The 16320-nt window shown below is 64.8% G+C and carries 12 protein-coding genes and 1 pseudogene; 5 read left to right on the top strand and 8 right to left on the bottom strand.

Annotation, left to right across the window (positions count from 1 at the left end):
* The first annotated feature begins 1 nt into the window (after position 1).
* The gene (gene ypfJ, locus GAU_RS14335) at positions 2-871 is read left to right on the top strand and encodes a KPN_02809 family neutral zinc metallopeptidase (RefSeq protein ID WP_015894604.1); all 870 of its coding nucleotides are present in this window, start codon (positions 2-4) and stop codon (positions 869-871) included.
* Positions 868-1659, top strand: coding sequence for a creatininase family protein (locus GAU_RS14330; RefSeq protein ID WP_015894603.1), 792 nt, complete (start codon positions 868-870; stop codon positions 1657-1659). The genes ypfJ and GAU_RS14330 overlap by 4 nt, the downstream gene beginning before the upstream one ends.
* Before the next feature lie 20 nt (positions 1660-1679).
* Here the strand turns inward: GAU_RS14330 and GAU_RS14325 are convergent, their stop codons facing one another.
* The 8 genes and pseudogenes from GAU_RS14325 to GAU_RS22995 form a co-directional block, all read right to left on the bottom strand.
* Entirely contained in the window at positions 1680-4835 is a 3156-nt protein-coding gene (locus GAU_RS14325; RefSeq protein ID WP_015894602.1) for an efflux RND transporter permease subunit, read from the bottom strand.
* Between the two features lie 2 nt (positions 4836-4837).
* Entirely contained in the window at positions 4838-5830 is a 993-nt protein-coding gene (locus tag GAU_RS14320; protein WP_041265557.1) for an efflux RND transporter periplasmic adaptor subunit, read from the bottom strand.
* The gene (locus tag GAU_RS14315; RefSeq protein WP_041265556.1) at positions 5827-7134 is read right to left on the bottom strand and encodes a TolC family protein; all 1308 of its coding nucleotides are present in this window, start codon (positions 7132-7134) and stop codon (positions 5827-5829) included. The genes GAU_RS14320 and GAU_RS14315 overlap by 4 nt, the downstream gene beginning before the upstream one ends.
* A gap of 71 nt (positions 7135-7205) precedes the next feature.
* A complete protein-coding gene (locus GAU_RS14310; protein ID WP_041265555.1) occupies positions 7206-7505 on the bottom strand; it encodes a hypothetical protein in 300 nt (99 codons plus the stop codon).
* Positions 7506-7720: 215 nt separating this feature from the next.
* Complete coding sequence (locus GAU_RS14305) at positions 7721-8857, bottom strand: sensor histidine kinase (protein ID WP_015894598.1); 1137 nt, start codon at positions 8855-8857, stop codon at positions 7721-7723.
* Entirely contained in the window at positions 8857-9573 is a 717-nt protein-coding gene (locus GAU_RS14300) for a response regulator (protein ID WP_015894597.1), read from the bottom strand. The genes GAU_RS14305 and GAU_RS14300 overlap by 1 nt, the downstream gene beginning before the upstream one ends.
* 39 nt (positions 9574-9612) lie before the next feature.
* Entirely contained in the window at positions 9613-10443 is an 831-nt protein-coding gene (locus GAU_RS23000; RefSeq protein ID WP_041266677.1) for an NAD+ synthase, read from the bottom strand.
* Between the two features lie 258 nt (positions 10444-10701).
* Positions 10702-11538, bottom strand: a pseudogene (locus tag GAU_RS22995) (nitrilase-related carbon-nitrogen hydrolase); the annotation flags it as partial.
* A 59-nt stretch (positions 11539-11597) separates the two neighbouring features.
* Between GAU_RS22995 and GAU_RS14290 the strand changes: the two are divergent.
* The 3 genes from GAU_RS14290 (at position 11598) to GAU_RS14280 (ending at position 16217) form a co-directional block, all read left to right on the top strand.
* Positions 11598-13697 (top strand): penicillin-binding protein 1A, encoded by a 2100-nt coding sequence (locus tag GAU_RS14290; RefSeq protein ID WP_015894595.1) that lies wholly within the window; start codon positions 11598-11600, stop codon positions 13695-13697.
* 123 nt (positions 13698-13820) lie between these two features.
* Positions 13821-15011, top strand: coding sequence for a ferrochelatase (gene hemH, locus GAU_RS14285; RefSeq protein ID WP_015894594.1), 1191 nt, complete (start codon positions 13821-13823; stop codon positions 15009-15011).
* 18 nt (positions 15012-15029) lie between these two features.
* Complete coding sequence (locus tag GAU_RS14280; RefSeq protein WP_015894593.1) at positions 15030-16217, top strand: NAD(P)-binding domain-containing protein; 1188 nt, start codon at positions 15030-15032, stop codon at positions 16215-16217.
* Positions 16218-16320: the final 103 nt, after the last annotated feature.

The raw sequence follows: 16320 nt of genomic DNA, 5'->3' as shown, positions 1-16320 counted from the left end.
CATGCGCTGGACCCCTGGTGGACGCAGTGACAATCTCGAAGACCGTCGCGGGCAGAGTGGCGGCGGTGGTGGTATGCGCGGCGGTCCCGGCGGCGGCATGCGTATCGGACTGGGCGGCATGGTCGTGCTGCTCATCCTGAGTCTCGTCTTCAAGCGTGATCTCATCACGCCGCTCACGGGCGGTGGTGTGCCGGGTGCCGAGTTGCCGTCGGCCACCGCTCCCACGGGCGTGCAGGATCCGCAGGAAGAACAGATGGTGCAATTCGTGTCGTTTGTGCTCGACACCACGCAGGCGACCTGGACACGAATCCTGCCGCAGTACCAGCCGGCCAAGCTCGTGCTCTTCCGCGATGCGGTGCAGTCGGCGTGTGGCGCGGCCGAGTCGGCATCGGGACCGTTCTACTGCCCGGGCGACTCCAAGGTGTACGTCGATCTGTCGTTCTTCGATCAGCTCGATCGGCAGTTTGGCGCGCCGGGTGATTTTGCGCAGGCCTATGTGTTGGCGCACGAGATCGGTCATCACGTGCAGAACCTGTTGGGCACCGAGCGGGAATTGCGTTCGGCGCAGCAGCGCAATCCGTCAGCGGCCAATCGGTTGTCGGTGGCCATGGAGTTGCAGGCCGATTGTTATGCCGGCGTCTGGGGGCATGACGCGGCCAAGTCGGGTGTTCTGCAACCCGGCGATCTGGAAGAAGGACTCGGCGCTGCCGCCGCGGTGGGCGATGATCACCTGCAGAAGATGTCCACCGGTCGGGTGAGTCCCGAATCGTTCACGCATGGCTCGTCGGCCGAACGTTCACGCTGGTTCCGTCGTGGGTTCGACAGCGGCGACCCGCGGCAGTGCGACACCTTTGCGGCGGCAGGCCGATGAGCGAAGCGTCGAGCGGGCGTGGGCCACGTCCGGGTGTGTTGGCTGAACAGACGTGGCCGGCCCTGCGCGACGGCCATTGGCCGGTGGCGCTGTTGCCGTTTGGCGCCACCGAACCACACAACACACACCTGCCATATGGCACGGACACGCTATTGGGCGCGGAGGTCGCCGCGCGGGTGGCGGCGCACGCCATTGCGCACGGCACGGGTGTGTTGGCTTTGCCCCCCATTCCGTTCGGCGTGAACACCACGCAGCTCGACCTGCGATTCACGATCAATGTCATGCCCACAACACAGCTCATTCTGTTGCGTGACATCGTGAAGAGTCTCGAACCGCATGGTGTACGCGCCCTCGTGTTGCTCAATGCGCACGGAGGGAACGAGCTACGGGCCGTGGTGCGTGAGTTGCAGCCCGAGACGTCCATGATGCTGGCGATCGTGAATTGGTGGCAGACAGCCGACGTCAGTGTGTTTCGCGAACCGGGTGACCATGCTGGTGAACTCGAGACGGCGGCTGTGATGCATGTGGCGCCGGGGCTGGTGGTGGAAGACCGCAGCCAGTGGGGCGATGGGGCCGTCAACCCCAGCGCACTCGAAGCCGTGCGCAAGGGTTGGGCGTGGATGCCACGTCGTTGGACACAGCTCTCGGCTGATACCGGTGTTGGTGACCCACGATCGGCCACCGAAACCGCCGGCGCCCAGTTCATGGCGCAGGCGGTCGAGCGCATCAGTGGTTTCTGCGCCCAACTGGCCGTAGCCGATCCTGACGCGCTCTGGAAAGCTGGCTGATTGCCGCGTGACCTGAATCGTCAGAACACATCCTGCTCGCTGGTCTTTCCACGCAGGCGGTGCCGCTGTCGATAGCGATGCGCCAGACGTGCCCGCTCCACCACGAAGTACAGTGCCGGCATCACGAACAGCGTGAGCAACAACGCTGACAGCAGTCCGCCCACAATCACGGACGCAAGCGGACGCTGAATATCGCTGCCGATACCTTCGGCCCGTGCAGCCGGAATGAGCCCGATCAGCGCCACCGACATCATCATGAGAATCGGGCGGAACTGCGTGGTCGCACCTTCCAGCACGGCGCGGTGCAGGCGCATCAGCCGCTCCTGTCGCAGCATGTTGATGTAGCTCACCAGCAGGACACCGGACATCACGGCCACGCCGAAGAGCGAAATGAAGCCCACGCCGGCTGATACGCTGAAGTTGATGTCTCGCGCAATCAGCGCGGCGATACCTCCCACCATCGCAAATGGCACGTTCATCAGTACGATGCCGGCATCTACAAGACTGTTGTCGAACAGCACAAACAGCACGACGAAGATGAGCACCACCGTGATCGGCACGATGAGCGCGAGACGGCCACGAGCGCGGGTGAGATTCTCGAATTGTCCGCCCCACCGGATGTCATAGCCGTCGGGGAGCTGCACGGCGGTCGCCACGCGCTCCTGGGCTTCCGCGACGAAGCTGCCCTGGTCGCGTCCCACGATATTGGTGCGCACGCCCATCTGCCGAATGCCATTTTCACGCGCAATGAGCGTCTGCCCCTCCACCAGTTTCACGCGTGCGACCTGGGAGAGGGGAATGCGGGCCCCACTCGCGGTGAGTATCTGCAGCGCTTCGATGGCCGGAATGCTCGACCGTGCCTCGCGGGTGTAGCGCAACGTGATGGCAAACCGTCGATCGCCTTCGTACACCTCACTGACCGGACTGCCAGCGACCGCCAGATCGATAACCGTGTTCACGTCACTGATATCGATACCGTAGCGTGCGAGTGCTTCACGATCCACATCCACCAGCAACTGCGTCTGCGGCCCTTCCTGTTCGAGTCCGCTGGCCGATGCCCCACGCACCTGACGTATCTGCTCCAGTACGTCGAGTGCGATCCTTCGCAGCACGGCCGGATCGTTGCCGTTCACCAGCACCGCAAGATCGGCCGCCGATCCGGTCACTGCCTCGCTCACGTTGTCGAGGATGGGCTGCGAGAAGCTGAAGTTTGCTCCCGGCATTTGTGCGTCGAGGGCTTCCTGCATGGCACGCTGCAGGTCGCTCTTGCTGCGCCCGGTGGTCCAGGTGTCGTAGGGGCGCAATTGTACGAGTGTCTCGATCCGGCTCGGGCCGTAGGGGTCGGTGCCATCGTCGTTCCGGCCGAGTGAGGAGATGGCCACTCGCACCTCCGGGAAGCGGGCCAGCGTCGCGCGGATCTGCGTAGGGTATTGCCGTGCCTCATCGATAGCGATGCCAGACGGCAGGATGCCACGGATGTTGAAGCCCCCTTCGTCGAGTTGGGGCAGGAACTCTGTACCCACCATTCGCGCGGCCGCCAATGACATGACGATGAGCGCGCCGGCACCGGCAAGCACGGGGAGCGGCCGCCGCAGCACGCCATACACGAGGCGCGCATATCGCTCTCCCATCCAGTGCAGAACAGGATTGTGTCGCTCGCGATAGTTGCGCCCCAACAGCAGCGAACAGGCCACCGGGACGATCGTGAGGGCCAGGACCAGTGAGGTGCCAATAGCGAACGACAGTGTGAAGGCCATCGGCCGGAACAGCTTGCCCTCCACCCGCTGCAGCGTGAACAGCGGCAGAAAGGCGAGGATGATGATGAGGACGGCAAACACGATCTGCCGACGTACTTCTCCACCTGCGGCAAAAATCGCGCGTCGGTTGCCCAGGCGCCTCTCTTCCACCGTTTGGTGGGACAGCGTGCGCGAAATGGCCTCCACCATGACCACGGAGGCGTCTACGATGATGCCGAAGTCGATGGCGCCCAGTGAAAGCAGGTTCGCAGGAATGCCCGTGAGCTTCATGAGCACAAACGCGCCGCACAGCGACAACGGAATGGTCACCGCGACCGCGGCAGCCAAGCGTAGATCGCCCAGAAAGAGCAGCAGCACGATGGCCACGATGAACAGTCCCTCCGCCAACGTGTGCGTCACGGTGCGAAGTGTGGCTTCCACCAGCTCCGAGCGGTCGTAGAGGACCCGCACACTGACGCCATCAGGCAGTCCGCCGGCATTCAGGGCCGCGATGCGTTCCTTGACCGCATCCAGCACCTCGGAGGGATTCTCTCCTCGGCGCATGAGCACGATGCCCTCCACGCCATCGTCCACATCTTCACCTCGGGTGAGGTCCACGAACCCCAGCACGCCGGTGGGAGGCAGGGGGCCGGTCTCTACACTCGCCACATCGCGCAGAAACAACGGTACACCGCGCTGGGTGGCCACGACTGTTCGGCCCAGGTCTTCGGCACCCGTGATGCGGCCCACGACCCGTACGGCAAGCTGCGAAGCCCCGCTGCGAATGACATTGCCGCCGGTGCTGCTGTTGTTCTCCCGAATGGACTGCGCGAGTTGCTCGAGCGTGAGTCCGAATCGCTGCAGACGTTCGGGGTCGATCACGACATTGTATTGCCGGACCAGCCCGCCGAAGTTCGTGATATCGGTAACGCCGGGTGCCTGCAGCAGTCGCGGAATCACCACCCAATCCTGCAGTTCGCGCAGTTGCATCGGGTTGTGGCGGCCATCGCTCTCCACCACGTAGCGCACGATCTCGCCCACCGGCGTAGACAACGGTGCCAGTTGCGGCTGCGTGCCCTCGGGCAGGTCGGCGTCACGCAACTTCTCCAGCACCTGCTGACGAGCAAAGAAGTCGTCGGTGCCTTCCTGGAAGGTGAGTTTGACAATGGAGAGGCCGAAGATCGTACGCGATCGTCGATTGATCACGCGCGGCACACTGTTCACCGCACGCTCTACAGGAATGGTGATCTGCTGCTCCACTTCTTCGGCGGCGCGGCCATCGTACTGCGTGATGATGGCGACCTCGGTGTCGGAGACGTCGGGGTAAGCCTCCAGTTTGAGTGTACGCCAACTCGCCACACCGGCTATGACCAACAGCGCTGCGAGCACCAGCACCATGAGGCGCTGCCGCAGCGAAAAACGCGCAAGGGCATCGAGCATCGTCAATACCCGAAGGAGAGGCCCTTGAGCAGCATGACATTCGATGTCACGACCTGCTCACCGGGCTCGATACCACTCAACACGGCCACCATCGTGCCGTCATCGGGGCCAAGTGTGAGTTCCCGACGGACGAATCCATCACTGATCCGCACGAAAGCGAACGTTCGGGCATCCGCCTGCACCAACGCCGTGCGCGGAATCGCCACTGCCTGCGCGGCGCGTTGCTCCACCTGCACCGATGCGAACATGCCCGGCCGTACACCACCGGGCTGATTCACCAGAATGGAGACCCGTGCGGTGCGGGTCTGCGGATCGATTGCGTCGCTGACTGCGATGACACGACCGCGCTGCGGTGCATCTGGGAAAGACGTAAGGTCCACCAACGCCACGGCATTCACCCGCACCAGCCCAATGCGGGCTTCCGGCAAGTCGGCGCTGACCAGTGCCGCGCCGGCACCGATGCGAGTCAACACACCGGGGTCGAGTCCGGCTTCGCGCAACCGAGCCTCGGTTTCGCGCACATGCGATTCGGCCTGCAGGGCATCCACCTCGGCATCGTCGAGATCCTTGCCGGCCGCTGCCCCGTTGCGGGCGAGGGCGCCCAGTCGCTCCGATACACGGCGTGTGCGCGCCAGCTCCGTACGGGCACGCAGAGATTCCGCGTATGCCTGTGACAGGTCCGGCGTTTCGAAGATCAGCAGTGGCGTGGCGAGTTCCCGGGCCGCGACGGCCGTGGCCATCACGCGCCCAGGCAGTCGTTGCGCCACGGCGAATGTCTGGCGCTCGGCGACGGTGAGGGCGAAGCGCGACGCCCGCGTGCTGTCCAACAGGATGCGGTCACCGCTGGCCAGCGTGCTGGTCGTGGTTGGTGGCGTCGCTGTGATCGGTGTGCGAACAGTGGTCGAGTCTCCAGCGTCGGGATCCATCGACAGTTCCACGGTGGTGCACGCGGTGACAGCGAGCAGGAGCGACAAAGTCAGGAGGCGCATGCTCATGGCCGGGTTTCCAGTGTGAAGCCTGCCACGAAGTGCAGGTGAATGAGGCTGCGATTCACGTCTGCGATCGCATCGACGTGGGCCCGGCGGATGTCGTCATAGCTGCGTTCTGCATCGAGCAGCTCGACCAACGACGTTGCGCCGTTGCGATAGGCGAACTCGGCGGCCGTGCGCGCGGCGAGGGCACGGGCGAGGATGCCATCGTCCGTGGAACCGAATCGCGACAGGGCCGCCGTGCGCGCCCTGACGATTGCCAGCGCACGGCGCAGTTCCACGCGGACTTCGCGTTCGATGCGTTCGACATCATCGCGGGCCTGGGCCACACGCACCGTGGCTTTCTGTCGCTCGCCCTGATTGCGATTGTGTCGAGGCAGGGGCACGCGCACGGATGCGCCGTACAGCGGGATGTACTGCTGCATGCTGTACTCCACCGCCAGTGACACGTCAGGCTTGCCCATGGCGTGCTGCAGCCGTTGGTCGGATTGTGCCACTTCCACGGATTGACGTGCCGCGAGCAGGTCGGCGCGGGCACGCAATGCCTCGCTTTCCAGGACCTCCGCACGAGTCGGATCCGCTGTTGGCGCAGCGGCGCTGCTGTCGGGGATGGGCATTGGCGCGAGTGTGTCTATTGGAACGACGATGGCGGCAATGCCAAGCAGGCGCGCCAAGGTGGCACGGGCATCGGCCGTTTCACCACGCTGCGTATCTAGTGCGACGGCGGCACGTCCACGCTCCACCGTGATACGAGCCAGTTCGGCTTCGGAGATCTGTCGTGCGTCGCGACGGGCCCGACTGACCGTCACCAACTGGTCGTAGTTGTCGAGCGTGGCGGATGCGATGCGTTCCTCGGCCTGCGATGCGAGCAGTTCCGTCCACGCGAGCTGGACATCGAGCATCTGCTGCCGAAACACGTCGCGTGCCCGTTGCTCGGAGAGTGTTTGAGCACGCGTGGCTACTTCCGTGCGGAGTCCGCGTTTGTTGCCCCGTTCGATCGGAAAGGCCAGTTGGATGCCGTATTGCCGGCTGTTCGGATGGGTTTCTCCGCCACCCAACGGCAACACGTCGGCCATGACTTCGAGTTCCGGATTCGGGCGCAGGCGTGCGGTGGTCACGTCTCCATCCGACAACGCCATCTCGAAGCGTGCCGAGCGCGCTGCAGGGTTATTGCGCTGCACCAGCGCGGGCAGGTCCGTGCTGCGAAGGCGCAGTGTGTCGGACTCCACGCTCCTTGGCGCTGTCGCTGGGAGCTGCGCGGGCAGTGGCGCCGCGCATACCAACAGCATCAACCCCGTCAGCAACGCCATGGGAAGCGGGTCACCGATCGACCGATCCTGGTCGCGCCCAGCGAATGCCTTCGCTCTCTTCTTCGGGTTGCTCACAACCGCTGCTCACGGAGGTAGGCCTGTGCTTCCACGGCATAGGCCACGGCGGCGTGGTACGGCTGCAGCTCGTCGTGCACAGCACGCAGGATCGCTTCGGCGTCCAGGGCGGACACGAGCGATTCGGTGAGCGTGAGTGCCGGTTGTGCCGTTGCACGGGATCGTTCCGGATCCGATGTGGCGACGCTGCTGTGCAGACAGGTGCGCGCACCTCGCGCGGCGAGCAGCGCGACAATCGCGGCGGTCTGCGAGGGATCCGCAATGATGCGGACCAGGCGAAGCGTGTGCAGATGCATGGCAGTAGGTGGTCGATGCGGGAGTGTTGCTGGATACCTCCGCATCGTAGCCATACAAGTCGGCGCGATCGTCCATGCCGCTGCTAATGTTCTGCTATGCCACGTTGTGCCGCGTTCTGTTGTGCTAAAGTCGTGCTAAGGTCGTGCTAGCATGCGCTACGTCGGCACATTGCGGCTTGTGCTGATGCCACAAGAGCTGGCAGCATCTGCGTAGTTCATTCCGGAGCCATCTCCGTCCAGTCGGTCGCCGGCAGCGTCAGCACGAAGGTGGTGGTTCCGGAATCGTTGGCACCCTGCGTCACCGCGAGGGCGAGTGATCCCGCCTGCGCCTCCGTCAGCGCCCGCGCAATGGCGAGCCCCAGCCCTACACCAGGCACGCGTGATTGAGCAACGGTGCTGCCGCCACGTGTGAACGGCTCGAAGATGCGTTCACGGTCGGCGTCCGCAATGGTCGGTCCCTGATTCGACACGGCGAAACGCAGTGTGCTGCCGATGCGCTCCACGTGGAGATCGATACGACTGTCGGCCGTACCATACTTTGCCGCATTCTCCACGAGATTGACCAACACACGGGTGCTGAGTACCAGGTCGAACATGCCGGCAAGCACCGGCCCGGACATGGGCACGTGCGTGTGCAAGGTGTGCGCACCCAGGCGATGCGCACACTCTCGCGCCACCGCTCCCACCAGATCTTCGGCCGGATACGATTCGATGCGCACCGGCAAGGCTCCTCCCCGGATACGGGAGTAGTCGAGCAGTTCACGCACCAGATGTGCGAGTCGATCGGTTTCCTGTTGGACGAGCAGCCAGTCGGCATCGTCGGCCACGGAGCGACGGCCGGCGAGCGCGCGAATCGTCGTGAGTGGGGTGTGCAGATCGTGCGAGACCGTGGCCAGTAGCGCGTCCTTCATGCGATTGGCTTCCGCCAGTCCTTCGGCCTGCGCGGCCTGGGTTGCCAACGCCGTGCGTTCAGCGGCGAGTCGCTCGATCTCCCGCGCCCGCAGCTCGGCCAGTGTGGCGCGCGTACGTGCAATGGTGAGCAAACGCGCGGCAACCACCGCCACGATCAGGAACGACGTGAGCTCGATGAGGTCCACGCCCGTTGGCAGATCAATCGTGTCGAGTGGCGACTCGAAGTAGTAGCTGAGCAGCGCGAAGGCGAGCAAGGCGATGCTCACTCCGGCCGTGAAGCCCACCGTGGCACTCGCACCCAACACGATGAGCAGCATCATCAGTGCGGCATGCGTTTGTTCGACCTGCTCGCGCGATGGCACGAGGATCGCCACCAGTGCCGCGAGCGCCACCACCCAAAGCAACCACAGGATCAGCGAGCGACGATGGCGAGCCCACATCAGGCCGGCTCGTCGGCAGCAGGTGGCTCGAATCGATATCCGACGCCCGGATCCGTGACGATGAATCGCGGTTCGGCCGGATTTGCCTCGATCTTGCGGCGCAGGTGTGTGAGGTGCACGCGCAGGTGCAGGCTCGCATCGCCGTACTCACGGTTCCACACGGCAAGAAACAACTGCCGGTGAGTCATGGTTCGGCCACGCTGCGCCACCAACACGCGCAGCAGCGTCCACTCGGTGGGCGTCAATCGCAATGGCTGACCGGCCCGGGTGGCGACCCGTTGTTGCAGGTCGAGCTCGACATCACCCAAGCGCAGCAGCACCGGAGAAATGCCATCACGGCGATCACTGACACGACGGACATGTGCATGAATGCGGGCAACCAACTCTGCACTCGAGAACGGCTTGGTGACATAGTCGTCGGCACCGGCATTCAGCAGTGCCACCTTGCTGTTCTCATCGTGCATGGCGGAGAGCACGAGAATGGGCACCTGCGTGAACGCACGTAATGACTGACACAACGCCAGCCCTGTGGAATCGGGCAGACCCAGATCGAGGATGATGGCATCCAACGTCTGCCGCGAGGCGATGGTCAGTCCTTCCTGCGCCGTCGCCGCTTCACTCACGTCCGCCGCGTACTCCTGCAGCGTCTCACGCAGCGCGTGGCGGACGTGTTCATCATCCTCCACGATCAGGAGGTGCAGTCGGACGGCCGTCATCCGTCCGCCGTCATGCGGAAACCCTCACCCGTATTCCGCTCAGTAGTCCACCGGACGCAGATACGATTCGCCGATGCCGGACTGGCTGACCAGTGCCGTGGCCGGCGGTCGCCGCTTCCAGTGGGTGCCGTTCAGGCGACGGGATACGATGCCCAACTCTTCCTCGGAGAAACCACGCGCGCGCATGGCCTCATCGGAGTAGCCGTGCAACAAGCCGTTGAGGATTTCGTCGGCCCGAGGATACGAGATGCCGAGGTCACTCTCGTCGGTCTGACCCACGATCAGGTCGGCCGTCGGAGCTTTGGTGATTACGATCGACGGCAATTCGAGATGACGGGCCAGCTCCCACACCTGTGTCTTGTACAGATCACCGATCGGGTTCACCGGCGGTGAGTCGTCGGCATGCCACGTGAAGTACCCGAACAGTCGTTCCGTCTTGTTGCCGGTACCGAGGGGCAGGGCACGATAGCGGGCCGAGAGATCGAACAGCGCAATCATGCGCACGCGAGCCATCACATTGCCTCGACGGGCACCATCGGCGTCGGGCTCGTTGGCGAGATAGCCGTCCACCGCCGGCGAGATGTCGAGTGTACGTGACTCGATCCCCAGCGCGTCGATCACCAACTGCGCATGATCCAGCGACTCGGCGCTGGAGGTGCGGTAGGGCAGGCGCACACCGATGACATTGGACGCACCAAGTGCACGCACCGCGAGCGCCGCCGTCACGGCCGAATCCACCCCGCCCGAGATCCCAACGACGGCTTTGCCAAAACCGCGACGGGCCATCTCTTCGCGCAGGAAGCCCGTGAGCCATTCCTCGGTGAGCTCGGCGTCGATGGCCAGCGGCGGCGGACCGCCGTGATCGCGCATACTGTGCCGGATGACGGGCAACTGCTCGGGCAGTGCACGCACCACCGTGTTGGCCTTCTGCAGCAAGTCCGAGGGAATGGGAAATTCCCCGGTGGTGAACCCACGGGCCTGACGGAGCAAGTCGGCCGCACCGGGCTCGGGTCCGTCATACGCCAGCGCCGTGGGGGCGCCATCGGTCACACGACGCACGTTGTCGAGCACGTGTGGCAACGCCACGCGCAGATCGCTGAGCAGCGGACTGTCGGAGCGCGCGCGCACGATGTCGTCGAGATCCACCGTGAACGTGACAAAACTTTCTTCCCACACCGGCGCACGGCCACGCACGTCGCCGCCCGGGCCTACCAGATGTGATGTGCCGAAGAAACGCTTGCCACCTTCGGAGCCCACGAGGTTCACGAAGCTCGTGTACACACCGTGTTCTTCCGCGATATCGCGAATGAGCCGTTCCCAGCGCGCCGCGCTGTACGGGCCGGGGATGCCATCTTCCCGCGGCCAGGAGCCACGGGCTGGCGCGGCGGACGACACGAATACCAACTGTGCGCCATCGAGCGCCGCCAGGGTGCCGCTGATGGAATGCCACGCGTCCTCACACACCAGCAGGGCCGCGCGCCCCCACGGCGTTTCGAACGCCCGGATGTCGGTGCCCCGTTCCACGAAACGCTCTTCGTCGAAGAGGCCGTAGGTGGGAAGGAAGTTCTTGCGATGCACATGCCGCAGTACCGGCGGGCCGTCGTCCAGTCCGATGGTGATGTAGGCCGCGCTGTTGTGCAGGGTATCGCGCCAACGCTCGTAGAAGCCGATGACCACATCCAGCGGCACCAGGTCCAGCCCCGCCGTGAGGCAGGCGGCGCGATAGGCGTCGTCGAGATCGTAGGCGAGCACGCCGGCGGTGACCGCCACTTCGCGCACCCCTCCCTCGACGAAATAGCCGGAAAGTGCCGTCTCCGGGAAATGCACCACCTGCGGGCGCGGCTCCAGCGACGCGGCTTGCGCGCAGAGGCGCCCAATTCGGGCGAGATTGCCGACTGTGTCACCCTTTCGAGGGGCGAACTGGCACAGGGCGATAGTCAGCGGGCGGATCGGATCACCAAGCATCTTCCAAAACTAGCGAACGGTGGCCGAACCGTCGGGCCGAGTCCGTGTAAGATTGTGCTATGATCCGATTCCGCCCCGGCGTCCGGCCGAGCCCCTTGTTCACCATGCTGCAGGTGGCGCTGACCCTGGGCATGGCGCCGGCGCTGTTGGCCCAGGCGGCTGGTCAGGGCACCCCACCCACGCAAGCCGCGGCCCCGGTGTCCACCGGCGAGCCGTGGCGCATCATCACCCCACCGCAGGCCACACTGGTTTTGGCCCGCGATGGCGCACTGCTGGGAGAACTCGGACGCGAGCGGCGGGTGAGCATTTCGGTGCGCACGCTGCCGAAGTACGTGGGACAGGCGTTCATCGCGGTGGAAGACAAGCGCTTCTACCAGCATGATGGCGTGGATCTGGTGGGCGTGGCGGGTGCCCTCAAGGACGCCGTCACCAAGGGCAACCTGCGTGGGGCCAGCACGATCACGCAGCTACTGGTGGGCAACATGCACCCCGATGTCATCGACCGGCGCGATCGTTCGCCCACCCGCAAACTGCGAGAGCAGCAGGCGGCGCGCGAAATGGAACGGCACTACTCGAAGGAACAGATTCTCGAGGCGTTCCTGAACCAGATCTCGTTCGGACGCGGTGCCTATGGCATCGAGATGGCCGCTCGGCAGTACTTCGCCAAGGGCGCGGCCGATCTCACACTGGCCGAGGCGGCGTCGCTCGCCTCCATGCCCAAAAGCCCCGTGCTCTACGATCCGGTGCGCTACGCCGAGCGCAATCGGGTGCGCCGCAATACGGTGCTCGCGCTGATGGCCGACCAGGGCTACATCACCGCCGCCCAATCCCAGGCGGCACAGAAAGAACCCGTGCGGACCGTCAGTACCAGCCGGCAGCAGGCACCGTGGGTGGTGGACGTGGTCCGCGTGCAGGCTGAGCGGGCGGGGGTGCCGGTGATGCAGGGCGGCTATCGCATCCACACCACCATCGATTTGGCGCTGCAACGCGCGACGCAGCAGTCGCTCACCAGCGGCATCGAAGAAATCGAGGGACGACAGGGTTTTCGCGGTCAGCGATGCCGAGCCTCGGCGGACACCACCACCAAGCCGGGGGCCAAGGCGCCGAAGGTCTCGGCCTGCCTCGAAGGCGCCGCTGTCGTGCTGGATCCGGCCACCGGCGACGTGCGCGCGTTGGTGGGTGGACGCGACTACGCGCGTTCGTCATTCAATCGTGCGGTCGACGGCAATCGTCAGCCCGGATCGAGCTTCAAGGCGTTCGTGTATGCGCAGGCCATCGCGCAGGGGCTCACGGCCAACGCGACCGTGGCTGACACCGCGCTCCGTGTGCGCCTCGACAATGGCCAGATCTACTCCCCCGACAACGCCGACAACGCATTCCTCGGCACACTCACGTTGCGCGAGGCACTGACCCGCTCGCGCAATCCGGTGGCCGTGCAACTCGCGCTGTCGGTGGGCATGGATTCGGTGACCGCACTGGCCCGTCGGGCGGGTCTGCGGGCGCCGATCGCCCCGTATCCCTCGAGTGCATTGGGGGCGAGTGTGGTGCAGCCACTCGACTTTGTGGCCGCGTATGCCGCATTCGACAACGGTGGGGTGGGGGTCGACCCGCGTTTCATTGTGCGCGTGGAAGATCGGACCGGGCGTACGGTGTTGAGCCCCACCGGTGCCCCCACGCGCCCGGCCATGGATCCGCGTGTGGCGTTCATCATGCGCGACATGATGCAGGACGTGGTCACCCGCGGCACCGCGACGGCCCTGCGCCGCTTGGTGCCGGCCCGCGTTCCGGTGGCTGGCAAGACCGGCACCACGAACGACAACACTGATGTGTGGTTCGTGGGGATGACGCCGGAGTTGGTGACCGGTGTGTGGCTCGGGTTCGATAAACCGGCCATGATCGCGCCTGGAGCAGCGGGCGGGACCCTGGCGGCACCTATCGCCGGGCACATCCTTGCATCGGCGTATGAGTCGCGCGCCAGCAGCGTTTGGTCACCGCCGCCAGGTGTAGTAGCGGTCGAGCTCGATCGCAGCACCGGGCAGCCGACCACCGCCAACACGCCTGCCGATCAGCGCTACATGGAGTGGTTTCTGGAAGGTACGGAACCTGGTGCGTTGGCGTGGCCGTGGAGTCTTTTCCGTCTCGGACCAATCGGGAATTGATTTGTAGAAATTCTCATGTGTGACGTAGGTGGTGTGCGTCGTACACGAGGTAGGTAACAGTACGGAGCGGTGCCCGTAGAGAACCGGAATGGTTCCGCTGTGTGCAACTGTCGATGCTTCGGCATGACTTCATCCAGCGGAACAGGCGGCGGCACCGGCATCGTCATGATGAACCTTGGCGGGCCTGCCACGCTCGATGATGTCGAACCGTTTCTGGTGCGGCTGTTCGCGGATCGCGAGATCATTCAACTGCCGTGGCAGGACGTGCTTGGCAAGTTCATCGCCACGCGCCGTGCGCCCAAAGTGCGCAAGCTGTACGAAGCGATCGGTGGTGGATCGCCCATTCGGAGGTGGACGGAAGCGCAGGGCGAGGCCATGTGCCGCCGGCTCGACGAAATGTCGCCGGAGACGGCTCCGCATCGTTTCTACATCGCCTTTCGCTACACCACGCCGTTCGCCGATGACGCGTTGCAGGCGATGAAAGCCGATGGCATCACGCGCGCGATCGCGTTCACGCAGTATCCGCAGTGGTCCTGCGCCACCACGGGATCGAGCCTCAACGATCTGTGGCGCGCGCTCGATCGCACGGGACTCAAGGATGCGTTCGAATGGAGCATCATCGATCGCTGGGGCGAACATCCCGGCTTCATCGAAGCCATGGCCGGCGCGGTGGAAGATGGCCTCGAGGATTTTCCCGAGGCGGAGCGTGACGATGTGATGGTGCTCTTCAGCGCGCACTCCCTGCCGCTGTCCATCATCGACCGTGGCGATTCGTATCCCGCGGAAATCGGCGCGTCGGTGAGTCGGGTGGTGCAGGCGATCGGCCTGCGTAATCCGCATCTCGTGTCGTTCCAGTCGGAGGTCGGACCGGTACGTTGGCTGGGGCCGAGCACCGAGAAAGTGATCGAGCAATTCGCGAAGTCGGGGCGCAAGAATCTGCTCATCGTGCCCATCGCGTTCACCAGCGACCACATCGAAACGCTCTCTGAACTCGACATCGAGTACGCGGAGCTCGCGCACTCGCTCGGCATGACGGGGTTCCGGCGCGCTCCAGCGCTCAACGTGCGCACCGAGTTTCTCGACGCGCTGGCCGATATCGTGGCGCAGCACTTGGCGGCGCGTACGCCATGGAGCCCGCAGTACGTCACACGGTGCCCCGGCTGCACCAACGATCAGTGCCGGGGCATTCCGTCGCGGGTGGTGTCCGGCCCCACCGGTTGCCGCACGGCCGCATCGGAGCAGAAGTCGTCGGTGTCGCAGGTGACGCCGCGCGCCGCAACACGGACCGTCGCGGCGCCCGCCGTGACGCACTGACGCGTTCGAGACGCTCCCGTGTTCCTGCTTCCCTTCCATGTCATTGGCGTATCCCACGCCGCGAATTCCGCGGAACGTGTGGGTCGTCTTCGCCTCTCCGCCGAACGCACCGACGCACTGCTGGCTTCGCTCCGGGCGCGTGAGTCCTCGGCCGTGCTGCTCAGCACCTGCCACCGCACCGAGTTGTACTGGTGGGGTGAAGAAGAACTCGGTGAGTGGTTCGTGACCGAAGTCATCGGGGACACCGGTGATGCGGCCCGTGGCTCAGGCGGGCCCAATGTCCGTATCGATCGTGTCGATGCTGACCTCGCGGTGCGCCACCTGTTTTCGGTGGCGTCCGGTATGCAGTCGGCGCGCTATGGTGAACCGGAGATCCTGGGGCAGGTGCGGCGCGCGTGGACGGCGGCTTGTGAGGCCGGCACCGCGTGTGGGCCCATCGATGCGCTGTTTCGTCAGTCCATCGATGCCGCGCGGCATATCCGCGGCGCCATGGGATCCGATGGAGATCCAACGCTGGGTGATCGCGTAGCCGAGCGGATCCTGATGCAGTGCCGCACGCGCACGGCGTCTGCGAATGGTGATCCGCTGACACCGCTGCGTGTGCTCGTCGTCGGTTCCGGTGACGCCGCGCGTAGTACACTCGAAGCGCTGCGTGAGCGCAGTGCAGGGGGCGGCGCTGCGTTGCCTCCCATGCACATCGACGTCACCAGCCGCACTGACGAACGGGCTGCCGCCACTGCCGAACGATTCGACGTGACGGCGTTGCCATGGACGGAGCGCGACACGGCCATGGTGGCGGCGGATGTCGTGATCTTCGCGGTGCATGTCACATCGCCGCTGGTGCTGCCGGCATTTGAAGCGGCCGTTGTCACACGTGAGCAGCCGGCGCTCTGGATCGATCTGGGTGTGCCGGGGGCGGTCTCGACCGACTTCCAGGCATCACAGGTCGAGGTCGTTCCACTCAAGGCCATCGCTGGCGCGGAGGCTCCACTACTGCAGGTGGAACGCACCCGACGTGCCTCCAGTGCTCTGCAGCACGAGCTCGATCGGTATGCCCGGGCGACACATCGTTTGCAGTTGGGGGCGCGGCTTGGCGCGCTCGAAGAGCGGGCCGTGGCCGCGGCCATTGCACACGGGGACGCCTCGGCCGAAGGGGTGGCCCGACGTGTGACCCGTCTCGTGTTGCGGGAGCTGACCCGCGCCTGAGCAGCGTGCAGGGCAAGCGAAATTTCTTCCAGTCTTTAATGATATTGACATCGCACTAGCGACGGTTGTATGCTGGGATGTAGATGATAGTTGGTAATCAATA

This window comes from Gemmatimonas aurantiaca T-27, from assembly GCF_000010305.1.
GTDB classification, from domain to species: domain Bacteria; phylum Gemmatimonadota; class Gemmatimonadetes; order Gemmatimonadales; family Gemmatimonadaceae; genus Gemmatimonas; species Gemmatimonas aurantiaca.
Note: the sequence above shows the minus strand (reverse complement) of the source record. Positions and strands in the feature narration are given on the sequence as shown.